Below are 22,032 nucleotides of genomic sequence, written 5' to 3' on the forward strand. Positions count from 1 at the left end.
AAAACGCACCCTTAAAAGAGTGGAATTGTAATAATGACGTTCTTTGGAAGATTTTGGGAAAATAAATCTAATTCATTCTTCCCATGACTTTGGCTATTACTGCTAATTCTGGCATTAATTTGTCGAAACGGTCTGGTGTTAGAGATTGGGGTCCATCTGATAGGGCTTTGGCTGGATTGGGATGGACTTCTATCATCAGGGAGTCTGTGCCGGCAGCGATCGCTGCCATAGCCATAGAAGGGACAAATTCAGACCAACCGGTACCATGACTAGGATCGATCATAATCGGCAGGTGGGTTAGTTTTCGCAACACTGGCACAACTGAAATATCTAGGGTATTGCGCGTATACTGTCGGTCAAATGTCCTAATTCCCCGTTCACACAAAATCACATTGGGATTACCTGCGGCCAAAATATACTCAGCAGCCATTAACCAGTCCTCAATCGTGGCGGCCATCCCTCTTTTTAACAGCACTGGTTTCGGTTGCGCTCCAACTTTCTTCAGTAGGGAGAAATTCTGCATATTTCTAGCCCCCACCTGAACTACATCAGTTACTTCCACGATTTTTTCTAAATCACTAGCATCCATTACTTCAGTAATTATGCCTAATCCACTAACTGCCCGCGCCTTAGCTAACAACTCCAAAGCACTTTCGCCGTGACCTTGAAAAGCGTAAGGTGAAGTCCGGGGTTTATATGCTCCACCCCTTAAAAATTGCGCTCCAGCAGCCTTAATCCTTTGTGCCGTCTCCACAATCATTTCTTCATTTTCAACGGAGCATGGACCGGCTACAACTACCAAAGGATGGTGTTCACCAAATACCACTACTCCATTAGGAGTATCTACCATTACTTCAGATGCTTCACCGTGACGATACTGGCGACTAGCTCTTTTATAAGGTACTTCAACTCGCAAAACTTGTTCAATCCATTGGCTGAGTTCTTGAATTTGTAGGGGATCTAAACTAGCAGTTTCACCTACTAGACCAATTACTACTTTATGTTGCCCAATAATTTTTTCTGGTGTTAAACCCCAGCTAGTTAGTTCTTCATTAATCCGGTCTATTTCGGCTGTTGGAGAACCAACTTTCATCACAACAATCATGTTAAAGTACCTATTTGGTTAAATTACTGATAATCTGGGTGTGTCTTAAATAATGGTGGTTAAAAAATATCAATTTGTAGGGTGCCAATAAGTTAGTTGTCTGATTATTTGATCCAGCCTAGTACCGCAAGGCGGAAGTCAAAAGTAAGAAAGTTAAGTAAAAAGTGATAGGAGGAAGGGGGAGAAACGGAGGAATAGTTCATTTTCTGTCGCCGGTTCCCTGTTCCCTTTTCCCTAAATCACAGTTATCTGCATCCTGAGAGCAAATTATCAGACATTCTTTTTTTGGGTGTCGCGCCAGGTTTCGATCATCCGTCCCCAATTGGTACTAAATTCATTTAAACCTAGTAAATTACCAGGTCTGTCTTCATCCCAAGAGGCGGAAAGAACACCATAAGTTATTCCCAATACCCCTAAACCAAAAAGTCCCATGTTTACTAACAACACGGCGATGGGGGGTAGTTGAATTTCTGTAAAGCTGACTAGCAGATAGCTGGTGACTAAAGTAGCAATGCCTAAAGCTGTGGGAAGACCACAAAATACAGCCACCCTACGGATCATTCTCTGGCTGACTATTTCAGGAATTGCCATCTCTTCTTTAGTGAAGGTGGACTGCTTTTGTTTGTCTTTACTAGATTCCTTGGGCTTAACTACAGGTTGATTGGTAGTTTTTGGGGGTTTTTGACGTTTTTTATTTGGCTCAAAAGGCAGGGGACTACGTTCTGATTGTTCAGCAGCCATAAACCTTAGCCCCTAACCACGAATGCCAAGACGGGCAATTAAAGCTTGATACTTTTCTCGACTGCCTTTTTGGATATAGGCTAGAAGGCGCTTGCGTTGACCAATCATCTTTAACAGTCCCCGACGGGAGGAATGGTCTTTTTTATTAGCTTGGAGATGTTGACTAAGGCGGTTAATGCGATCAGTCAGCATGGCGATTTGAACATCGGCCGAACCAGTGTCGGTTTCGTGAACTTGGAAGCCAGAAATGAGTTCTTGTTTGCGCTGTTGCGTCAGAGCCATGATCGATTAAATTTTTATTTTTCTAATTTATGTAGCAGTCTCCTATAATATCATAACCTCCCAGTTGTGTGGTAAATTAGGTTAAAATTGGATTTTTGCCTGTGAAAAGGATACCTATTACTAGGACTTAGGCACCGTAGAGATGAATGTGGACAGGAATAGGTCTAACTATATAATACAATTGTTTTACGCACAGTCTAACGGTATATGGCAGGTGACAGTGTGAAAGCTGTTTTAATATCTAGGTTTTATGATTTGTTGATATGCTAATCTGTTGGCGATCGCTATAGTTAGAGGATGTTTGAAAAGTTTCCGGCGATTATAAATCGCTACTACACAAACAAAGTCCGCCTGCGCGGACTAAGATCAAATAAAGGGTTTACAACCCACGGAGGTGGGTTTCGATTGTGTAGCCGCGATTTATAATCGCCAGGGCGAGTTTACTTAACGGTTATATTAATTGATGTGGCTAAACTGTTACATCTGACAAAAGTTATATTTCTCGAACCGTACCAAAGACAATGGATTTTTCGGAATTTTGTCAAAGCTCGAATCTTAGGGGTCTGGACTATACCAAAGTTACAGGGTGGGATAATTTATTTTTGGGAATTGTCTTACAGAAAAGCAAAATCAGGATATGCTGGTGTTTTGGCAGAATCATACTAAACGAACGATTAAGAGAAATTTGTGCTGGATATTAAACAAATACGGGAAAATCCCCAATTAATTCAACAACGGTTGAGCGATCGCAGCGAAAAGTACGACATCCAACCTATAATAGAGTTAGACCAAAAACAACGGGAAATTGAGGTTACACGCAGCCAACTCCAAGCCCGTAGTAACGAAATTGGTAAACTCGTCGGTCAAAAGGTCAAATCTGGGACAAATCCTCAAGATCCAGAAATTCAGGGTTTGCGAGATGAAGGTAATTCTATCAAAATCCAGTTAAGCGAACTTGAACCCCAAGAAAAGCAACTAAAAGTCCAGATTGAGGAATTGTTACTGGCGCTTCCTAACCTACCCAGTGATTCTACACCCATTGGTAAAACTGAGGAAGATAACCAAGAAATCCGGCGTTGGGGTGATGAATATCTTCCCGAAAATCCAAATATTCTTCCACATTGGGAAATTGGCGAAAAGTTAGGTATTCTTAATTTTGAACGGGCTGTTAAGGTTGCCCAAAGTCGTTTTGTCACTCTTGTCGGTGCGGGTGCGGCGCTGGAAAGAGCATTAATTCAGTTTATGTTAAAAACGCAAACTGAAGCCGGTTATATAGAAGTTAGTCCGCCATTATTGGTAAATACTGATTCTTTAACGGGAACGGGTCAGTTACCAAAGTTTAAAGAAGAAAGTTTTAAATGTGCTGATGATGATTTGTGGTTAATACCCACAGCAGAAGTTCCTGTTACTAACCTTTACCGGGGGGAAATTTTAGCTGCGGAAGATTTACCAATTTATCACTGTGCATATACTCCATGTTTTCGTCGGGAAGCTGGGAGTTATGGAAGGGATATGCGGGGTTTAATTCGGTTGCATCAATTCAATAAGGTTGAGTTGGTGAAACTTGTTAATCCGAGTTCTTCGTTTGAGGAATTAGAGAAATTGGTAGGGAATGCAGAAGCGATTTTACAGGCTTTAAAGTTGCCTTATCGAGTGATTAATTTATGTACTGGTGATTTAGGTTTTTCTGCTACGAAAACCTATGATTTAGAGGTTTGGTTGCCTTCTTCTGGGAAGTATAGAGAGATTTCTAGTTGTTCTAATTGTGGTGATTTCCAAGCAAGAAGGGCTGATATTCGCTTTAAGGAAGCGGGTAAGAAAGGGACGCAGTTTGTACATACGTTGAATGGTTCTGGTTTAGCTGTAGGAAGAACTATGGCGGCGATTTTGGAGAATTATCAGCAACCAGATGGAACGATTAAAGTACCGGAGGTGTTAAGACCTTATTTGAATAATCAAGAAATTTTAGGTGTTACTCTAGTTGATACAACTCCAGTTCTACCTACAGTAATTGAATCACCAACTGAATCCTTACCAGAAGTGACAAAGGAATTAAAATATCGTTATGTAGTTAATGCCTTGTTATGGATTCCAATTCTCTCTTATTTTGCTTGGGTATTATGGTCTTTTTTGTTTTAGAAGAAAACAAGTCTAACTACAACTTAAAATTCTAGTTGCATATACTAGGAAAACACCAAATAGTCACCCTGTACAGGGTGATTATACCGAAAATTAGATAATGAGATTGATAGATTTACTCCCTTCCCGGCGTAAGATTATTTATCTTTCTTCTTTTCTTCCTTCGTGTTCTTCGCGTCTTCGTGGTTTATTTAATCGGTATTCTTGGGGTGGGAAAGGAGTAAACTTCTGCATTAAAGTTGCAAAGCAAAGAAAATTATGTAAAAATGGTATAAAATTTCAAGTATCATCTATAAGCATTTCAGGAGATTTTACAATGGCACGCTATCAAATTGGCGATTTTGTCGCAGTAGTAAATAAGTTTGAAAGATGCGGACAGATTGCCTCAATTGATGAAAAAGGTAAAGGTTATAAAGTTAACACAGGAAAAGAAGTAGTATTTTTTTATGAAAAAGATATTGTTTTGATTTCTGCTAGAAAATCTCCTGATATAGCCACAGCTATGAGCAAAATTGATAAAACTGTAGGTAAGGAAGCATGGTTTACTCCTGATTTCAGTAAATCTATTAAAGAATTTTTAACTGATGATTCAGGTGTTGCTAGAGCATTTGGTGATTATATAACTAACGTTCATGGAAATGTTTTAAAAGCTTGTTTAAAAGCAGTCAAAGATAGTGGACTAGAATTACCAAAATCTATATCTATTAACTTAAATATTGATATTGTTTTTTTTAAATTCTAAGCTGTAGATTATAGGGTGCATTAATGAAATATAATGCACCATTTTTTATGAATATTTAAATGTCTGAATCAGGATATCCAGGATTAAAGGATTAACAGGATAATATTTAATTTTAACATTGTGAAATATTTGAATTAGTGCAATTTCTGGAAATATAGATGAATCTGAATAAATCATCCTGTACATCCTCAAATCCTGAGTATCCTGATTCAGACAAAATGCTTGACTTTAACTTGTGAGATATTTGAATTAGTGCAACTTCTAAAAATGTAGATTAATCTGAATAAACCATCCTGTACATCCTCAAATCCTGAGTATCCTGATTCAGACAAATTATTTGATTTTAACATTGCGAGATATTTGAATTAGTGCAACTTCTAAAAATGTAGATGAATCTGAATAAATCATCCTGTACATCCTTAAATCCTGAGTATCCTGATTCAGACAAAATATTTGATTTTAACATTGTGAGATATTTGAATTAGTGCAACTTCTGAAAATATAGATGAATATGAATAAATCATCCTGTACATCCTCAAATCCTGAGTATCCTGATTCAGATAAAAAAGGATTAACAGCAGTTCGCTAATCTTGTAGGGTGCGTTAATGAAATGTAACGCACCGTCTTTATTGATATTTATTCGGTGCGTTACGCTGACGCTAACACACCCTACGTTAATCATACAAATCACTTGATGGGATATCGAGAATTACATCAACACCCCAATTTGGAGGATAAATTCCCTGCTTCATAAATCTATGAATACTCGAAAATTGCCAATCTTGGGGATTTATACACAATCCATGTTTGACAGGATTATAATGAATGTAATCACAATGTACCATAAAATCCTGTTCATCTCGAATTAGATGCTCCCAAAAACGACGTTGCCAAAGATTCTTTTCTCCGCGTTTTTGTCGTGATTTAGAAATTGGATTTTGAATAGCTAATTGCTCTCCATAATGTTTTGTGACATAAGTTTTAATTAATCGCAATCTCACAGAAAAATCATGATCATTATCCGGTAAAGTCCATAAACAATGAAAGTGATTTGGTAGGAGAATAAAAGCATCAATAGAAAAAGGATATTTTTGTCTGACTTTTTGAATGGCTTCTCTAAGTGCTTTACGAGTAATGTCTTCACAAAGCCAAGGTTTCCTTTGATAAGTTACTTGAGTTATAAAGTAGGTAGCACCTGATATATTTAATCTACGATAATTAGGCATTTGATGATAAAATAGATATCTACTGATAAATTATCATAATGTTTACGTCGTCGGTGTGCTAACTACAGCTACAGATTGGATAAATCAACAATTGGAAAATTTAGGAATTGATATCAACAATGGAGGAGAAAATAAAAATTAATGCTAATGTCATTTATAATAGAATAATAGCGTATTAGTAGAGGTGAAACTATGACCATTGAACAAGCAGTTTTAGAAAATCTGCGAGAATTACCAACCGATAAACAACAAGAAGTTTTAGATTTTATTCAATTTCTCAAACATAAATTACCACAAAACAAACCAACTTTTAATCCTAACGGTGAAAATTTCTGGGAAATGACCTTACGATTTCGGGAACGGATGGAAAGAGAAGGTATAGAATTTACAGATGAAGATTTTGCTAATTTGAGAGATCGTAGTCCAGGAAGGGAGGTAGAACTTTGAGTTTTCGTTTTCTTTTAGACACTAATATTATTTCGGAAATTAACAAAAAAATCCCAAATAAATTAGTTGTTGATAAAATGAATCAGTACCAAGGTGAGGTGGCTACAACTTCGGTAGTTATTCATGAATTATTATTTGGCTGTTTACGTTTACCTCCTGAATCTGTAAGAAGACGTTTTTTAGAAGATTATATCGAGGAAATACCTGCTAAAATGCCAGTTCTTGATTATGATCTCAGTGCTGCAAAATGGCACGCACAGGAAAGGGCTAGATTATCAAAAATTGGTAAAACACCTGCTTTTCCTGATGGACAAATTGCGAGTATTGCATTATGCAATGACTTGATTTTAGTAACAAATAATGTGGCAGATTTTCAAGATTTTGAGGATCTGGTAATTGAAAATTGGTTTATTTAGGTTGGTTAGGTTGATGTTAAACCTTTATCTTTATTTGTAAATGCTAGTGAATGACAGATGATTAAAACAAAAATCTAAACAACTCCTATAAATTGCTAAAATAGGAGTATAAAGAGCCGGATAAATCGACAATTGGAAACCTTGAGAGTAAAATTAACATGACTATTAGTGCGATCGCTCATTTCTTATGGTGTGTTAATAAAATGTAATGCACCGATTTTGATTAATATTTAACTGTCTGAATCAGGATATCCAGGATTAAAGGATTAACAGGATTATATTTGATTTTAACATTGCAAGATATTTAAATTAGTGGAACTTCTAAAAATATAGATGAATATGAATAAATCATCCTGTACATCCTCAAATCCTGAGTATCCTGATTCAGACAAATTATTTGATTTTAACTTGTGAGATATGTCATAATATAAAGATATGATTCCCATGACTAATTACGCTTTATCAACATTATGAGGAATAAAATATTATGTCTCAATCCGATTTAATCAATAAACCAGAATTAAGTAACACTACCGAAGAAAATCATCTCACAGAAATTTTACGAGAAATTCAATCAACACCTAAAGAATATTGGCCAAATCTACTACAAATAATGCGAGTATTTCGAGAAAGTGTTACTTTTAAACCTGAAAATTTCAATCATTCTCAATCAGAAATAGACTCACAGCAACAAATTTTAAATCAACAACACCAAGCACTCAAACAATTAACAAAAGAGTGGTTAGAAGCAGGAGAAAAAGACGAACAAACAGAAACTTGGGAATATTTATGCCAAGAAACTGATGACAATCCTTTTTAAGATTAATCTGAATTTATATGAATAAATTGATTTTCCTAGACACAAATATTTTAGGCATGGTAACAAATCCTAAAAGTTCTAATTCTCCTTGTCAGGAGTGTAAAGAATGGCAGGGCAAACGCATCTTATTTTTAGAATGCTTACAGGATAAAGGTTTCAACCATTGTTTATTTTTGTAACTAAAATCCGAAACCCTTGCTGGGCATGGATTACAGAATTTAGATGTGTTTGCCCTGGCGCTTGTTTATAGCGTAGCGTGCCGTTAGAACATCAAACCCTATTTAGCTTCAACAAATTCTCTGGACGGTTTTAATGGTTCTATTCTTTGATTAAAAATCTAAAACCTCCTGGGGGATAACAAGTTCAGCTTGAGGATAACGAACTTGCAGTTGTGGCCACTGCACATATAAAACGCTGAGAAAAGGTAAAACTAATTTGGCTGATAAACTTAAAGTATTAATCCGAGTTACCGATTCAATAAACACAGTTTTGCTACCCAATAATTTCCCCAAAATCAGAAAAGGGACAGCAACACCAGCACCAGTAGAGATAATTACTTTGGGTTTAATTTTTATTATTAATTTCCCCGCTAAAAGCAAATTTCTTAACAGATTGGGAAGATTGCGGTTAGTAGGACTATAAGCCCAATAAACTTTTTCTTCAATTAATGCGGCTTCGGTAGTTTTAGTACGGAAAGTAACCCAAACTCGCTCTTGATTCTCCCAAAAAGGATGTAGTTGTTGGAGAGCTTTAAAATGTCCACCGGAGGAACAAACTAATAAAATTGTCATAATTTTTGATCGAGAAGATTTGTTTAATGCAAAGAGTAAAAATTCACGCAGAGACGCAGAGGCGCAGAGAGTCTAGATTTATAACCCACGGAGGTGGGTTTTGTTTGTGTAGTCGCCAAGGCTTTTTTAAAATTAAGTAAGGTGCGTCAGATTCTTAAAATTAGTGATCTTCGTTTAAATTATTCTGTCTGACGCACCCTACAGATTACAAGCTCATTTGTTCTTTTTGAATACGTTTTTGTTGATTTGCTCCAGTGATTTTCATCATTAATTTTTCTAACCATTGGTAAATAGATTTTGGTAACACCCATAATAGATAAGCCGCAATTAAAGATATTAAGGTGCGTCTGGGTTCTTCTAAAAGAATTTTCCAATATATGCTCAAGGATTTGTGTAATAAATTAACTGCTATTTTTGAGGATCTTTGTCTTGTTGCTCGTCGTGCTAAATATCTTAGTTGATAAGCTCTGGCTTTATTACCCCATTGTTCAATAAATTTAGGATTATAAAGTCGAGTTTTTACAAGAATCTGCTCCCAAGATTCATATTGCTTGAGTAGGTTAGCTGATAAACCACCGCTATTTAAACGATAAAGAGTAAGTGCTTCAGGAATACCTTCTATTTCCCAATTTGTTTGTAAAGCAATACGCAACCAACATTCAATATCTTCAGATTGACGAAATCGATCATCAAAATAGAAATCTTCTACCTCTCCATAAAGATTTTCGTGAAACTTAATCTCCATTAAAACATCTTTGCGGATTACTACTGAAGATCCATTACTAATAGGATTTCGACAAAACAGATATTCTGGAGTAATATTTGTTAATTTAGGCATTTGATAAATACCCAAAGGTATTCCTTGTTCATCAATAAACCGAGAACGAGAAAAACTTACCCCAACTTTAGGAGAATTATTAAAGTGCTGAAGATGTTTTTCTAATTTTTCCGGCAACCATAAATCATCACTATCGACAAAGGCTAAAAAATCTCCTGTTGCGTGACGAATCCCCGTATTTCTTGCTCCTGCTAAACCTCGATTTTTTTGGTGAATAATTTTAATCCGTTGATCATCAAACTGTTGACAAATTGCCATACTTTGATCAGTTGAACCGTCATTAACAATAATAATTTCTAAGTCAGGATAAGTTTGACTTAACACAGATTCGATTGTTGCAGCTACAGAAATTTCAGAGTTGTAAACAGGAATAACCACAGATATTTTAGTCATAACAGATTAAAAGGTAATAATTTTTGATTAAAAATTGAAAACATCATTATTCCATCTTTTCTTTTATTTTCTCACCTCTGCGCCTTTGGGTAAAAAAACTTTTTCCATCATCCACGCACCAAATACCGCAATTAAAGTAAATAAACTTCGTCGCGGTTGATGAAATAACAATTGCCAATCGGAAGCTAATGCACGAGTCATAAAATCTATTCCCACCTCCGCAGGTAATTGTAAACGGAAAGCTCGTCGAGCTAGATAACGTAAATGTAAAGCTTGAGCTAAAGCAAAATGTTTTTTAACCAACTGGGGAGCATAGACTTTTGCCTTTTCTACCAGTTGATTCCAACCCGCTTCCATGCGATATAAATTTGATGATAACCCAGCCGAACTGGTGCGATAGCGAGTCAATACCTGATTTATCCCAGCAATTTCCCAAACCCCTGTACAAATTACCCGCAATAACCATTCCAAATCTTCCGAATAACTCATATCAGCAGAAAAACCCCCTACTTGAGTAAATACTTCTTTACGAACTACCCAGTTAGAAGTAGTGGTGGTGGGATTTTCTGAAAGTAAATATTCTGGTTTTAAGTTAGTTAAACGGGAACTAGAAACTTGTCCGGTTGGTTCACCATTTTGATTGAGTATTTCCACTTGAGCAAAGCTGACAGCCAAACGGGGATTAGATTGTAGATGTTGCAGGTGTTGTTGGAGTTTATCGGGAAGCCATTGATCATCAGCATCAAGAAAGGCGATAATTTTACTTTGGCTCTTTTTAATTCCTAAATTACGAGCCGTGGAAACCCCCTGATTTATTTGATTAATCAGATAAATATTCTGATTTGTTTTTTGATATTGTCTGACAACTTCAATTGTGTTATCTGTAGAACCATCATTAATAATCAGTAATTCCCAATTAGTGAAAGTTTGCTGTTGAACAGATGCGATCGCTGTTGGCAAAAACTCCGCAGCATTGTAAGCTGGAATAATTACTGATACCATTGGGCTAATTATTGTCATACTTTCACCTCCTCTAAGAATTTGGGTAATTTTTGCTTAGTTGCCCATAATGTGTATAAAGGCTGTAAAATTAGATGTGTAAGGGTTACAGCCACCGCCGCACCCAAAATTCCCCAGTTTGTACCTACACAAATAGCAGTAGCCAAACACACGGTAAATAGAATATTCCAGCGTAATTCTATTTCTGGTTGACCAAAAGCACGGAACATTAAAGAAGCAGCATCGGCAAAGGGACGGGATAAGGCTGAAATACAAATCAGAATTAAGATAGATACGGCTCCTCGTTCTACCCATTTCTGTCCAAATATCAGGGGAACGTAAAAGGGAGCTAAACTAGATTGTAACACTACCAAAGGGACAATCATTAAGGCTATTTTGCGTAAACTTTGCAGATAGCGTTGGGTGAATAATTCTGGTTGAGAATTGAGATCACACAGGTCAGAAAATAGAGAAACACGAATGGCATTGATGACGCTTAAACTCATTCCCAGTCCTGCATTAAAGGCAAAATAATAAACACCTAATGCTTGTACACCAACAAATCGACCAATCAAAAGATAATCAACATTTTCTCGAAAAATAGTTAGTAATTCAATGCCAAGAATGCGACTGGCAAAGGATGTAATTTGTTGCCATTTATCAAAAGTGAAAGATTTGGTCATCCGCCAAGGATGATATTTAAAGGTGAGGATAATCCAAATGGGAGCTACTAAAAATTTGGGGAGAATAATTGCCCACATTCCCATACCTGAGAGGGCAAAGATTGCGGTTAAAATATTATCTGTGGATACTTGAACTGAACTAATTAAGGCGAGAATATTTAAGCGGTTTTCCCTTCTAATTAGGGCTGTTTGTACCATTGCTAGGGGATAAATGAGATAAGTAATGGCAATTAGGCAGATGGGGAGAATTAGATCGGAGTTATTATAAAATTGAGCGATCGCTAATGATGCTAAACATTGAACAACAAATAACACCACTGCAATTAACCAGTTTAGTCCATAGGCAGTCCGACACAATTCCTCAACATCTTCTGCTTCTGCTTGTACAATTTTGTCCGCTATACCGTTGCGGGTGAAGACGCGAATAAATTCGTAACTCATTAACACAATAGCGGCTAGTCCATAATCTTCCGCACTGAGAAAACGCGCCAGAATCACAGTAGTTAAAAGACGAAATACCCTAATTACTAATTCAGAAACCCCCATCCAGCCAATGTTACGGATAAAGCGGTCTTTTTTGAAGGAAGATAACATTTGAGTTAACCCTTTCATGTCATTTCCTCCAGCAATTTTTCCCAGTTAGATAAGTAAGTTGGCCAAGAATTGATGGCTGAAAATTTTCCCCTTTCTCCCATTTCTGCTAATTTGTCCGCAGGTAAATCGAGTAATTCCTGAATTGCTTTAGTTAGTGCTTGAGGATTTCCGGGGGTGATAAGTAGGCCAAAGTCTTGAATTTGCTCGCTCAAACCATCCACTGCGGCAGCGATAATTGGTTTACCAGCAGCCCTAGCTTCTAAACAAACATTACCCCAAGGTTCCCAACGGGAGGGAATAACTACAGCATCGCATTGAGTTAAAAAAGCGGGGACATCATCAATACGTCCAACAAATTCAATATGGGGAGAAGCAGCAGCTAATTGTTTTAATTTGGTTTCGTCTGTGCCTCCTCCACCAATTTGTAATTTTATTTGGGAAGTAGGAAATTGTTTAACTGCATCTATTAGAATATCAAAGCCTTTTTGGTGGGAAAATCGCCCATACGCACCTAATATAAATGGTTGATTTAATAATCTGGGTTTGGGGGGAACATTGAGGAAAGAATCAATCAGCCGAGAAAAGGGAATTACAGTAATTTTGTCAATTGGTGCTAGTTTATTTTTGAGTATCCAATTTTTTTGTCCTTGAGAAACAGTAACTAAGCGATCGCACATCCCATAAGCCAGTTTTAACATCCCATAAAAACGAGTTTTTGAGGGAACATTAAAAGCTGCAAAACCTTGTGAATAGTGGTGTTCGTTAATAATTACCTTGGCTGAACGGCGTAGTTTCCACAGTGATAACAACCCCCGCCAAGATGAAGCAGCATGAACTACAATTACATCAGGGCGTTGTGTGGAAATGACAGCAGATGCCGTTGATAGGGGTGCAGTAATAAATTCAAATTTTTGTGATAGGTAAGATAGTTCTAAACTATTTAAAGTGGCTTTAATTCCACCAGTCCAACCCATACCTTGACCGCCGATGAGATGGCAAATTTTCGGTTTCATTGCGGTAATACTCGGCTATAGCACTGTTGAAAATCCTGTTTAACCTGTTGACGAATTGCTTCATGGTCAAAGGTAGCAGCAGAGGTAAGAGCGATCGCTTCAAAATGAATTTCAGGATCAAATTCTTCTAAGCTACAACCAGGAATTTGTAAGCGTTTTGTGATATCTTTGCCTTTATTGGAGTAGTATAAGTTAAAAGGAACTCGACCACTGGCTAAGGCTAAAACAGATGTGTGATAGCGAATTGCTACAATCAAACGACAAATAGCCAATGCACCCATCACCAATTCCCAATTAGATAATTGATGAGTCAAAACAAAGGGATTAAAAATTTTGATTTCTGGAACTTGTTGTACAATTTCTTCGGCCATAGCCAAGTCATTATCAGCACCGTAAGCTTGAGACTGAATCACCAATACAGGTTGATATCCTTGTTGGCAAAATTTACGACTGAGGGCGACCAGTTTTTGTTGAAATTGCTGATTATCATGCTTATACATCGAATCAAAGGTACGCAGAGAAATCAAAGCTGCTGACTCTGGTTGAATGAACAATGATTGTAGAATTTCTTTGGCTTTTTCTTTAGCTTGCTCACTGATTGATAAAGCAAAGGCTGTATCAAAAGATAAAATAGCCGGGATGCCAGCTTTAATTAAACGTTGATGACTTTCGCTATCTCTCACACAAACAGCCGCTAACCGACGCAAGCAAAAGACCAAAGCCTGAAAACTTAAACCGTGACAGGAACGGGGTATAGACTGCCCAAATACAAAGGTATACTGAGGCGATCGCCTTAATTCCAACAGGTTCTTAATAAAAGCTTTAGTGATCAAACCTTCACGGGCATTATTAAAAATATCCCCACCGACACTAATATAGGCATTACATTTCCCAATTTGCGGCACAATTTGCAAACCAGGAATATAATTCGGTTTTGCATCTTGGAATTTAGCCATAACTTTGGCCTCAGATGCTAAAGCAGTTAAGGCACTATAAATAGCTGCATCACCAATGTTAAGAGTTGAATAAGTGTTTACCAAACCAACACTAAATCCCATTGTTAAAATTCTCGTAATTAATTGGTAGATTCACTGCACTTTTAAAAACGGCGTTGCTGATTTGATGTATGAAAATGATTTTGTATGATTTCAAAACCCTTGTAGAGTCGGGAATCCCTACATCAGGAACATCTTCACACCCAATATTCATACTTCAAGTGGGCAACGCCTAAAAAACCTATTTTATTTTTATAAACTTAATGTGTATCTCTTGTCAAATAAAGTTTGTATAATTTTCTTGTGTGCATAGAATTAAATAAAGCAGTAATTTTACAGAAGTCAGGAGTCAGGAGTCAGGAGTCAGGAAGAAAGAATAAAGAAGAAGGAATAAAACCCTGTTCCCTGTTACCAACCATTTAGCATAAATAAGTACCGTAGAACCATAATTGATATCCTAACCACCTGAACGATTGCTATAACAGAATACTCAGGTGAATAAATTAGAAGGGATTGACTTCTTCTCTAATAATGTTCGATAATTGCGGGGTGTTTGTCCTGTCCAGCGTTTAAAAGCACGATGAAAGGCACTTGGTTCAGAGAAACCCAGGAGAAATGCGATATCATGAATTGATGTTTCTGGGTTTTGGATTTGTTGTAAAGCCAATTCTCGACGAGTTTTGTCTAGTAGTTGTTGATAAGATGTATTTTCAGATTGCAATTCTCGTTGGAGTTGTCGTACACTAATTTTTAAACCACGAGCGATCGCATCAATCAATGGTATATCTCCTTGTAAATTTTGAGCGATCGCTATCATCACCTTTTGGGAATAAAGATGAGATTGATTCTGCTTTTTTAGCATGATTGCAGCGTGTTGTTCAAAAACAGACAGCAGATTAGGATTTGCTGAACGCACCGACCAATTTAAACAGTTGACATCAAAGAAAATCCGATTTGTGGGTTGAGAAAATTCCACCACCGTTTGAAAAATCCGTTCATATTCAGAACAATCTTCTGGACTTTGATGTTGAAACCAAACCCTGTAAGCTTGGAGAGACTTACCTGTGAGTTGTTGTGTAGCCGTAAATAAAGCTGCAAAGGTGCTTTCTATGGGGTGTTGTGGTTCTTCCAGCAGATAATTTTTTACATTCCCAATAATTTCGCAATCGCAATGTACCCAACCGTGGGAAATAGTATGGTGAATCGCTACTCCCTGACTGAAAAGACGGGTGTATTGGGAGAGTTTTTCTAAGACTTGTCCATAAGTTTGACAATTGAGTAGGACGTAACCGACAATACCAATGGCAGACAGATCAAAAGCTTCCCCAATGTGTAAACCTAAATAGCGATCGCTCGTTAGTTTAACTGCTTCTCGCCACAAATATTTAAGTATTTCCCCAGAAACTTGGCCATCGGGATCATCTAACCAAGCAGGATCAATACTGGCCGCGCTGTACAGGCCATTGATCTCGATCCCTTGCGCTGCTACATACTGAATAATATCGCGGACGATCGCAATTGAGAACTTAGCCTCTTCCATGGGTTTACTTTCCAAATTGGCGCTATCCGTCATTTTTTTGGCGTAGCGCGTCAATTCATACCTTAGCAAAAAGCCTTACCTTTGAATTGTCAGCAACCAGATTTAAGTATATGACAAGTTCAAATGAAATTATTGTTAATCCTGTGACAGGCGATCGCATGACCATTTTACACCCATCTCGCCAAAGTGGTGGAGACTACGCCAAAATTTGTTTTGATTTGCCTCCAGGAGCGAAAGGAAGCCCTCTCCACTACCACACGACTATGGATGAAGCATTTACTGTGATTAAGGGCTGTTTAGATATGGAAGTAGGAAAGAAAGGAAATCGGCGGATTTTGCAACCAGGAGAAAGTGTACACGTTCCCGCTTTGACACCCCATAGTTTTTGTAACACATCTGATGATTGGGTGACATTTACAACCGAAAATCGACCCGCAGCAGGATTTGAGCGATTTATTCGGGGGTTGTATGGATTGGCAATTGATCACAAAGTTAACTCCGAAGGAATGCCTACTAATTTGTTACAATTAGCTGTTTTGCTTAAACAAGCGGATACAGTTCCAGTTGGTGTTCCAATTATTTTATTTAGTTTATTGATTAATACGTTGGTTGGGGTGGGAAAATTTTTGAAAGTGGAGGGTTCTTTATATAAATATTGGGATTAAGATTTTGCACGCAGAGACGCAGAGAAAGAAAGTTTTGTAATTCAAGGAATAAAGTTGTGATGAATAAAGACAATAAAACAGGTGTATTTTTGTTAGCAGTTGTGTTGTTATTTCTCCTTTTTTGGGTGGTGGAGTAATGACAAGAAATGTGAATGGTTTGAAAATTAGTCCTCATGTAACTGGTGGTGTAGATGTACCTGTTTCTTCAGCATTAACGGGAACAGTGCGGTTAAATGTAGGTTTTCCTAGTGAGAAGAAAGCCGATATGGGAGTTTTGCTGGGAATTGGTTACAACTTTTAAATTTACAATACCATCATGAATTATTTACATCAAGTGAGAAGAACGGGTATTTTACTAACCTTTTTTACCCTATCAATAAATATTCCTTACATCTTACTAATTCAGAACTTTGAATATGACGACATTCTGCGCGAACCAACAGATTATGTTTTGACTCAATTTGCTGCTGGGGGAACAGGATTAATTTTGACATGGTTCTTTTTCGGGCTTTTGACCTTACTTTTTATTCCAGCAGTCATGCTATTAGGTAAAATCATCTTACCCAGAGATGCCTATTATCTCAAAATCGCCACCTTAATGGGAGTAATTTCCAGTGTTTTACAATCAATTGGCTTAATGCGGTGGGCATTTGTTATACCATTACTAGCATCCCTACAAATTAATCCAAATAGTAACGAAGTAACACGAACAGCCGTCGCAGTAGTTTATCAAGCAGTACATCAATACGGAGGAGTTATAATTGGAGAATATCTAGGACAAACCTTACTAATTTGTTGGACAATAGGCATGGGAAAAGCCATGTTAGAATCACCCTTATTCAAACCTTGGCAAGCGTGGTGGGGATTATTCACCACACCCCTATTACTATTAGGACAAAGCGAACTTCTAGCCACAGTAATTCCCAAAATGCCAGTTATAGAAACCACCCCAATAGGATTTATTTTATGGGAAATATGGTTATTAATGATTGGTATTTCACTCCTAAGAATCCCCAAACAAAGACTAATACAATAAACCAACACCTACGCAAAATCTCTCCCAAACCTCTTAACTCTGCGTTCTCTGTGCCTCTGTGGTTAGTTCCTCTTCAAACTTATTGCCATGAAAACCAACCCATTCCGTGGTATTTCACTCCTAAGAATCCCCAAACAAAGACTAATACAATAAACCAACACCTACGCAAAATCTCTCCCAAACCTCTTAACTCTGCGTTCTCTGCGCCTCTGCGGTTCGTTCCTCTTAAAACTTATTTCCATGAAAACCAACCCATTCCGTGCCTTTCTTGCCCGTCAACTTGGATTTCCCACCGGTTTATTTGGACATTTACTGCTAAAAATGCTAAATAAAAATAACGCAGCCATGAACGATTTAGTATTGCAGATGCTAAAACTAGAAACAGGAAATAGAGTCCTAGAAATTGGCTTTGGTGGAGGTGATTTAATCGACAAAATAGTGAACACCAAAAAACCGATATTAACAGTAGGAATAGAGCGATCGCTAGATGCTGTAACCCTGTGCCAGAGAAGATTTCAGCAAATTATCAACCAAAATAAACTAGAACTACATTTAGCAGACGCAACAAAATTACCCCTGCCTAATGATTATTTTAATCAAATTTGCACAGTCAACACCATATATTTTTGGATAGATACAGCGCAAGTATTATCCGAATGTCACCGAGTGTTAATACCTGGAGGAAAATTAGTAATTAGTTACGCCTCCAAAGCATTTTTAGAACAAAAAAAATTCACCCAACATGGATTTACAGCTTACGAAACCACCCAGATAGAAACAATATTGAAAGCCGCCGGATTTACAGAAATAAACACCATTTCTCATCAAGACACCCATCATCAACAATTCTTTTGCACCTGCGCTGAAAAAAGATAGAAATATTTTTGTAGAGACGTTCCTGATGCCAGGATGTTCGTCTCTACAGATGTCTATTATGATGCGATATTAACTTTGATGGCTTTTTGTCTTTCTGATTCAGCTTTTGGTAAAGTTAAACGCAGAATACCATCTTTATATTCAGCCTTTACTTGCTCATTTTGAACAAGAGAAGGTAAGGGAATTACACGCTGGAATTTGCCATAACGAAATTCTGAGCGAATGTAATCTTCTCTTTCAGCTTTAGTTTCAGACCTGCGTTCACCACTAATTGAAACTGAGTCTGGTGTAACTTCGACATTAATATCTTTGGCTTCTATACCTGGTACTTCTAGTCTCAGGTGCAGTGCATCATCAGTTTCTTCTATTTCCGCAGCAGGAATTAAATTAAAACCGCCTCTTTCACCACCATCAGTTGGTATTAATCGATCAAATACGCGGTTCATTTGTCTCTGTAGACTATCCACTTCTCGGAAGGGATCCCAACGATCAATTTCCCGAAATGGTTCTAGGCGTTCAATTTCTCGAAGTGGATTCCAACGGATTAAAGCCATAGCTATCACCTCTAAAATTACTTTTCTGTTTTAGTAGGATGCTTAATTTTCAGCTTTTACCAGGTAAACAACTATCTTACTCTTCCAGAGTTTTATTTTTTCAAGCTTAACTTTAAGCTTCCTGATTAAACAATAACACTAAGTTCAATTTTTAGGAGGTTCGGTTCTATAGCTAAGTTAAATCGCAATAACCGTACTTGTTATTTAGTTGGAAAATTGGTTTGAAATATAATAATTAGTATTACTTTACTTATTATTATTAATAATGCTTCTATCGTAAGTATGATTTTGATTTATCGGTTGAATATAGGACTCCTATTTGATTTTTAATAGCTTGTTGCGTGGTGTAGCCATAGGGAACTCAGTACCTTAGTACATACTGAAAGCCTTCTTCCCTGTTTCCTTTAGCGATCGCATCTATCTCCGCCATGCTAAAATAGAAAACATACCACCATGAAACCCTTGATGGAGAGCGAATTTGGGAATTTTCACCCAAACAGCCCCAAATCTTTAACTAAAAAGTGATAACATTCTTTGATAGTAGTGCTAGAGTTGCAGGGAAATGATCGGCAACTTTCTCTGCAAAACGCTAGGCAAACAGCAAGTATCCATGCTGAAGAAACTACAGACAAAACAAATTTATCTGATTGCTGGGGCGGGACTGTGCGCCTTTTTAGTTGGGGCTATGGCTTCAGCACCACAAGCGGGCAAAACCATCACTCAATGGTTAAATGTCAGTCAAAATCAGACTGAACAACTATCTGAGGTGAATAAAGCTCAGTCGGTGGTCTTTCCTCTAGTATCTCAAAGTGTACCAGAAAGAGCCGCCAAATTAGCAGAAATTGCTAAAACTGGCAGTTCACCAGATCGGGAACGAGCGCGGTATCTGTTGGCGAGTGATTATATCGAAACTAGCCAAGGGGAAAAGGCGCTGACTTTATTGACAGGATTGGAAAATGATTATCCTGCCTTAGCTCCTTATATTTTGCTAAAAAAAGCCCAAGCAGAAGATATAATTGGTCAAAAGGGCAAGGCTTCGGATTTAAGGCAAAGAGTATTAAAAGAATATCCCCAAGAACCAGCAGTAGTTAAAGCCATTTATTTGATTGCTCAACCAACCCTACAAGATAGAGCGATCGCTCAATTTCCTTCCCATCCTCTCACCTGGGAAATCATTCGTCAACGCTTACAAAAAAATCCCAATCAGCCAAAGTTAGGATTGATTTTAGCTAAATACGCATCTCAAGAAGCGGGAATTGTGGGTGTATTAGACAAATTGGTGAAACAGCCCCAACTCACAGCCGCAGATTGGGAATTAATTGGTACAACCTACTGGAAAAATAATCAATTTACCAAAGCCAAGGATGCTTATATTAAAGCACCAAAAACAGCCCGCAACCTCTACCGCATCGGCAGAGGGTTACAGTTAAATAAAGAACGAGATAAAGCGATCGCTCAATACAAACAACTGGTACAATTATTCCCCACAGCCTCAGAAACGGGAATAGCCCTGCTGCGATTAGCAGAAATGACTCCAGGTAAGGCAGCCATACCTTATCTGAACCAAATTATCAGTAATTTTCCTGAACAAGCACCAGCAGCATTGGTACAAAAAGCCAAACTGTTACAAGCACTCAAAGATCAAAAAGCTGCCCAGGCTACTTGGAAAATTTTGCTAGGTGAATACACTAACTCTGATCAAGCGGCGGAATTTCGTTGGCAAAATGCCCAAGCTAAAGCCAAAGCTAATGATTATTCAGGGGCTTGGCAATGGGCGCAACCAATTACCATCAATAATCCCAAGAGTATTTTAGCTCCCAGAGCCGGGTTTTGGGTAGGCAAATGGGCAACTTTATTAGGTAAAAATGAAGAAGCTGCCACTGCATACAAAGCCGTGCTTAGTAAATTCCCCTATTCTTATTATGCGTGGCGTTCTGCCAGTATTTTAGGGTTAAATGTGGGTAATTTTAATAATCTGCGTTTAATCAATCCCCCCATAGTTCCACCGCAGCGTCCCGTACCTCCAGCAGGTTCAAACACTTTTCAAGAACTGTATTTACTGGGACAAGATCGTGATGCTTGGTTTGAGTGGGAAACAGAATTTCAGAAAAAATCTCAGCCTACAGTAGCGGAAGAATTTACAGAAGGGTTAATGAGGTTGGCAAAGGGAGAAAATTTAGCAGGTATTGACATAATTTCTAAGTTAGAAGATCGGGAAACACCAGCAGATAAAGCTGATTATGAGGCTTTGAGTCAACAAATCACTTATTGGCAAGCGCGTTATCCATTTCCCTATTTTAAAGAAATTCAAAAATGGTCTATTTCTCGTCAACTCAATCCTTTGTTAGTTACAGCCTTAATGCGTCAAGAATCGCGGTTTCAACCGAAAATTAAATCGGTGGTGGGTGCAACTGGTTTAATGCAGGTAATGCCAACTACAGCCGAATGGATAGCCCCGCAAATCAATATGGATATGAAAACCATTGATTTAGAAAATCCCAATGATAACGTTATGTTAGGTACTTGGTATTTAGATCATACTCATCAACAATATGGTAATAATTCCATGTTAGCGATCGCTAGTTACAATGCTGGACCTGGTAATGTTGCCAAATGGTTACGAACTATGCCAAAGTCAGATCCAGATGAGTTTGTCGAAGAAATTCCTTTTAATGAAACCAGGGATTATGTTAGACAAGTTTTTGGTAATTACTGGAATTATTTGCGGCTATACAATCCCGAAATTTCCGCTATGGTAGCCCAGTATTCAGGAGAAAAGGCGACAAAGTAATAACTGCGTTTTACTGTTGTCAAGTATTCCTAGAATAAACCTCTTGTTTTAATCGGGTGCAATAATTTATTATGCGGGAATTTGTTGATACTCAATCTTTGAAATTCCCACCCTTTCTCTTGCGTGTTCAATTGTCATACTGCAAAGTTCTCCATTTTCATCTAAATCCAGCAATGTATTTTCGTCTAGTTCTCGCGTTTCTTTCGGTATTTTTTCGCAAAATACTATATGGAGAGTATCGCTATCTGCGAAATATTGAATTTTCATTCACTTGCTTTTATTTGTTGTTAAAATTGTGAGCGATAGCGCAAGCACTGACTTGTCAGTTCGCTTAAAATCCCGCAC

The 22,032-nt window shown here is 37.7% G+C and carries 22 protein-coding genes and 1 pseudogene; 10 read left to right on the top strand and 13 right to left on the bottom strand.

Going from position 1 to position 22,032, the window contains the following annotated elements; translation table 11 throughout:
• Positions 1 to 67 precede the first annotated feature (67 nt).
• The 3 genes from aroF to rpsO form a co-directional block, all read right to left on the bottom strand.
• A complete protein-coding gene (gene aroF, locus VB711_RS01900) occupies positions 68 to 1,105 on the bottom strand; it encodes a 3-deoxy-7-phosphoheptulonate synthase (protein ID WP_323283983.1) in 1,038 nt (345 codons plus the stop codon).
• A 270-nt stretch (positions 1,106 to 1,375) separates the two neighbouring features.
• The gene (locus VB711_RS01905; RefSeq protein ID WP_323283984.1) at positions 1,376 to 1,846 is read right to left on the bottom strand and encodes a PAM68 family protein; all 471 of its coding nucleotides are present in this window, start codon (positions 1,844 to 1,846) and stop codon (positions 1,376 to 1,378) included.
• A 12-nt stretch (positions 1,847 to 1,858) separates the two neighbouring features.
• A complete protein-coding gene (rpsO, locus tag VB711_RS01910; RefSeq protein ID WP_323283985.1) occupies positions 1,859 to 2,128 on the bottom strand; it encodes a 30S ribosomal protein S15 in 270 nt (89 codons plus the stop codon).
• Positions 2,129 to 2,815: 687 nt separating this feature from the next.
• On the opposite strand from rpsO, the pseudogene serS reads away from it, so the two are divergent.
• A pseudogene (gene serS / locus VB711_RS01915) lies at positions 2,816 to 4,087 on the top strand (serine--tRNA ligase); the annotation flags it as partial.
• Between the two features lie 280 nt (positions 4,088 to 4,367).
• Positions 4,368 to 5,009, top strand: a complete 642-nt coding sequence (locus tag VB711_RS01920; RefSeq protein ID WP_323283986.1) for a hypothetical protein — start codon at positions 4,368 to 4,370, stop codon at positions 5,007 to 5,009.
• 675 nt (positions 5,010 to 5,684) lie between these two features.
• Here VB711_RS01920 and VB711_RS01925 read toward each other — a convergent pair.
• A complete protein-coding gene (locus VB711_RS01925; protein WP_323283987.1) occupies positions 5,685 to 6,236 on the bottom strand; it encodes an REP-associated tyrosine transposase in 552 nt (183 codons plus the stop codon).
• A gap of 192 nt (positions 6,237 to 6,428) precedes the next feature.
• Between VB711_RS01925 and VB711_RS01930 the strand changes: the two genes are divergently transcribed.
• From VB711_RS01930 to VB711_RS01940, 3 genes are all read left to right on the top strand, one after another.
• Positions 6,429 to 6,683 (top strand): hypothetical protein, encoded by a 255-nt coding sequence (locus VB711_RS01930; RefSeq protein WP_323283988.1) that lies wholly within the window; start codon positions 6,429 to 6,431, stop codon positions 6,681 to 6,683.
• Positions 6,680 to 7,099, top strand: coding sequence for a type II toxin-antitoxin system VapC family toxin (locus VB711_RS01935; protein ID WP_323283989.1), 420 nt, complete (start codon positions 6,680 to 6,682; stop codon positions 7,097 to 7,099). Before VB711_RS01930 ends, VB711_RS01935 begins: the two co-directional genes overlap by 4 nt.
• Positions 7,100 to 7,586: 487 nt before the next feature.
• The gene (locus VB711_RS01940; RefSeq protein ID WP_323283990.1) at positions 7,587 to 7,919 is read left to right on the top strand and encodes a hypothetical protein; all 333 of its coding nucleotides are present in this window, start codon (positions 7,587 to 7,589) and stop codon (positions 7,917 to 7,919) included.
• Positions 7,920 to 8,248: 329 nt separating this feature from the next.
• Here VB711_RS01940 and pssD read toward each other — a convergent pair whose 3' ends face one another.
• The 7 genes from pssD to VB711_RS01975 all read right to left on the bottom strand — a co-directional run bounded on the left by pssD (position 8,249) and on the right by VB711_RS01975 (position 15,798).
• Entirely contained in the window at positions 8,249 to 8,710 is a 462-nt protein-coding gene (gene pssD, locus VB711_RS01945; protein ID WP_323283991.1) for a PssD/Cps14F family polysaccharide biosynthesis glycosyltransferase, read from the bottom strand.
• 205 nt (positions 8,711 to 8,915) lie between these two features.
• Positions 8,916 to 9,941: a glycosyltransferase family 2 protein gene (locus VB711_RS01950; protein ID WP_323283992.1), complete on the bottom strand. Its 1,026-nt coding sequence runs from the start codon at positions 9,939 to 9,941 to the stop codon at positions 8,916 to 8,918.
• A 63-nt stretch (positions 9,942 to 10,004) separates the two neighbouring features.
• Entirely contained in the window at positions 10,005 to 10,961 is a 957-nt protein-coding gene (locus VB711_RS01955) for a glycosyltransferase family A protein (RefSeq protein ID WP_323283993.1), read from the bottom strand.
• Positions 10,958 to 12,235 carry a lipopolysaccharide biosynthesis protein gene (locus VB711_RS01960; RefSeq protein ID WP_323283994.1) on the bottom strand — a complete coding sequence of 426 codons (1,278 nt, stop codon included), beginning with the start codon at positions 12,233 to 12,235 and terminating at the stop codon, positions 10,958 to 10,960. Before VB711_RS01960 ends, VB711_RS01955 begins: the two co-directional genes overlap by 4 nt.
• Entirely contained in the window at positions 12,232 to 13,230 is a 999-nt protein-coding gene (locus VB711_RS01965) for a glycosyltransferase family 4 protein (protein WP_323283995.1), read from the bottom strand. Before VB711_RS01965 ends, VB711_RS01960 begins: the two co-directional genes overlap by 4 nt.
• Positions 13,227 to 14,288: a polysaccharide pyruvyl transferase family protein gene (locus VB711_RS01970; RefSeq protein ID WP_323283996.1), complete on the bottom strand. Its 1,062-nt coding sequence runs from the start codon at positions 14,286 to 14,288 to the stop codon at positions 13,227 to 13,229. The genes VB711_RS01965 and VB711_RS01970 overlap by 4 nt, the downstream gene beginning before the upstream one ends.
• 427 nt (positions 14,289 to 14,715) lie before the next feature.
• Positions 14,716 to 15,798, bottom strand: a complete 1,083-nt coding sequence (locus VB711_RS01975) for an AraC family transcriptional regulator (RefSeq protein WP_323283997.1) — start codon at positions 15,796 to 15,798, stop codon at positions 14,716 to 14,718.
• Between the two features lie 77 nt (positions 15,799 to 15,875).
• Here VB711_RS01975 and VB711_RS01980 point away from each other — a divergent pair, with 77 nt between their 5' ends.
• The 4 genes from VB711_RS01980 to VB711_RS01995 all read left to right on the top strand — a co-directional run bounded on the left by VB711_RS01980 (position 15,876) and on the right by VB711_RS01995 (position 18,342).
• On the top strand, positions 15,876 to 16,430 hold the full coding sequence (locus VB711_RS01980) for a cupin domain-containing protein (protein ID WP_323283998.1): 555 nt from the start codon (positions 15,876 to 15,878) through the stop codon (positions 16,428 to 16,430).
• Positions 16,431 to 16,566: 136 nt separating this feature from the next.
• A complete protein-coding gene (locus tag VB711_RS01985; protein ID WP_323283999.1) occupies positions 16,567 to 16,731 on the top strand; it encodes a hypothetical protein in 165 nt (54 codons plus the stop codon).
• A 15-nt stretch (positions 16,732 to 16,746) separates the two neighbouring features.
• On the top strand, positions 16,747 to 17,466 hold the full coding sequence (locus VB711_RS01990; protein WP_323284000.1) for a DUF4386 domain-containing protein: 720 nt from the start codon (positions 16,747 to 16,749) through the stop codon (positions 17,464 to 17,466).
• 240 nt (positions 17,467 to 17,706) lie between these two features.
• Positions 17,707 to 18,342 (top strand): class I SAM-dependent methyltransferase, encoded by a 636-nt coding sequence (locus VB711_RS01995; protein WP_323284001.1) that lies wholly within the window; start codon positions 17,707 to 17,709, stop codon positions 18,340 to 18,342.
• 56 nt (positions 18,343 to 18,398) lie between these two features.
• On the opposite strand, the gene VB711_RS02000 is transcribed toward VB711_RS01995, so the two are convergent.
• A complete protein-coding gene (locus VB711_RS02000) occupies positions 18,399 to 18,896 on the bottom strand; it encodes an Hsp20/alpha crystallin family protein (RefSeq protein WP_323284002.1) in 498 nt (165 codons plus the stop codon).
• Between the two features lie 610 nt (positions 18,897 to 19,506).
• On the opposite strand from VB711_RS02000, the gene VB711_RS02005 reads away from it, so the two are divergent.
• Positions 19,507 to 21,687, top strand: coding sequence for a transglycosylase SLT domain-containing protein (locus VB711_RS02005; protein ID WP_323284003.1), 2,181 nt, complete (start codon positions 19,507 to 19,509; stop codon positions 21,685 to 21,687).
• A gap of 69 nt (positions 21,688 to 21,756) precedes the next feature.
• Here VB711_RS02005 and VB711_RS02010 read toward each other — a convergent pair whose 3' ends face one another.
• Positions 21,757 to 21,954: a DUF2283 domain-containing protein gene (locus VB711_RS02010; RefSeq protein ID WP_323284004.1), complete on the bottom strand. Its 198-nt coding sequence runs from the start codon at positions 21,952 to 21,954 to the stop codon at positions 21,757 to 21,759.
• Positions 21,955 to 22,032 lie beyond the last annotated feature (78 nt).

This window comes from Cronbergia sp. UHCC 0137 (genome assembly GCF_034932285.1).
Taxonomy (GTDB): Bacteria; Cyanobacteriota; Cyanobacteriia; order Cyanobacteriales; family Nostocaceae; genus Cronbergia.

What these genes read in the sequence shown, in the direction of transcription:
- aroF (WP_323283983.1), bottom strand. Translation starts at nt 1,105, where the DNA reads ATGATTGTTGTGATGAAAGTTGGTTCTCCAACAGCCGAAATAGACCGG.
- VB711_RS01905 (WP_323283984.1), bottom strand. Translation starts at nt 1,846, where the DNA reads ATGGCTGCTGAACAATCAGAACGTAGTCCCCTGCCTTTTGAGCCAAAT.
- rpsO (WP_323283985.1), bottom strand. Translation starts at nt 2,128, where the DNA reads ATGGCTCTGACGCAACAGCGCAAACAAGAACTCATTTCTGGCTTCCAA.
- VB711_RS01920 (WP_323283986.1), top strand. Translation starts at nt 4,368, where the DNA reads ATGAGATTGATAGATTTACTCCCTTCCCGGCGTAAGATTATTTATCTT.
- VB711_RS01925 (WP_323283987.1), bottom strand. Translation starts at nt 6,236, where the DNA reads ATGCCTAATTATCGTAGATTAAATATATCAGGTGCTACCTACTTTATA.
- VB711_RS01930 (WP_323283988.1), top strand. Translation starts at nt 6,429, where the DNA reads ATGACCATTGAACAAGCAGTTTTAGAAAATCTGCGAGAATTACCAACC.
- VB711_RS01940 (WP_323283990.1), top strand. Translation starts at nt 7,587, where the DNA reads ATGTCTCAATCCGATTTAATCAATAAACCAGAATTAAGTAACACTACC.
- pssD (WP_323283991.1), bottom strand. Translation starts at nt 8,710, where the DNA reads ATGACAATTTTATTAGTTTGTTCCTCCGGTGGACATTTTAAAGCTCTC.
- VB711_RS01950 (WP_323283992.1), bottom strand. Translation starts at nt 9,941, where the DNA reads ATGACTAAAATATCTGTGGTTATTCCTGTTTACAACTCTGAAATTTCT.
- VB711_RS01955 (WP_323283993.1), bottom strand. Translation starts at nt 10,961, where the DNA reads ATGACAATAATTAGCCCAATGGTATCAGTAATTATTCCAGCTTACAAT.
- VB711_RS01960 (WP_323283994.1), bottom strand. Translation starts at nt 12,235, where the DNA reads ATGAAAGGGTTAACTCAAATGTTATCTTCCTTCAAAAAAGACCGCTTT.
- VB711_RS01965 (WP_323283995.1), bottom strand. Translation starts at nt 13,230, where the DNA reads ATGAAACCGAAAATTTGCCATCTCATCGGCGGTCAAGGTATGGGTTGG.
- VB711_RS01970 (WP_323283996.1), bottom strand. Translation starts at nt 14,288, where the DNA reads ATGGGATTTAGTGTTGGTTTGGTAAACACTTATTCAACTCTTAACATT.
- VB711_RS01975 (WP_323283997.1), bottom strand. Translation starts at nt 15,798, where the DNA reads ATGACGGATAGCGCCAATTTGGAAAGTAAACCCATGGAAGAGGCTAAG.
- VB711_RS01980 (WP_323283998.1), top strand. Translation starts at nt 15,876, where the DNA reads ATGACAAGTTCAAATGAAATTATTGTTAATCCTGTGACAGGCGATCGC.
- VB711_RS01985 (WP_323283999.1), top strand. Translation starts at nt 16,567, where the DNA reads ATGACAAGAAATGTGAATGGTTTGAAAATTAGTCCTCATGTAACTGGT.
- VB711_RS01990 (WP_323284000.1), top strand. Translation starts at nt 16,747, where the DNA reads ATGAATTATTTACATCAAGTGAGAAGAACGGGTATTTTACTAACCTTT.
- VB711_RS01995 (WP_323284001.1), top strand. Translation starts at nt 17,707, where the DNA reads ATGAAAACCAACCCATTCCGTGCCTTTCTTGCCCGTCAACTTGGATTT.
- VB711_RS02000 (WP_323284002.1), bottom strand. Translation starts at nt 18,896, where the DNA reads ATGGCTTTAATCCGTTGGAATCCACTTCGAGAAATTGAACGCCTAGAA.
- VB711_RS02005 (WP_323284003.1), top strand. Translation starts at nt 19,507, where the DNA reads ATGCTGAAGAAACTACAGACAAAACAAATTTATCTGATTGCTGGGGCG.
- VB711_RS02010 (WP_323284004.1), bottom strand. Translation starts at nt 21,954, where the DNA reads ATGAAAATTCAATATTTCGCAGATAGCGATACTCTCCATATAGTATTT.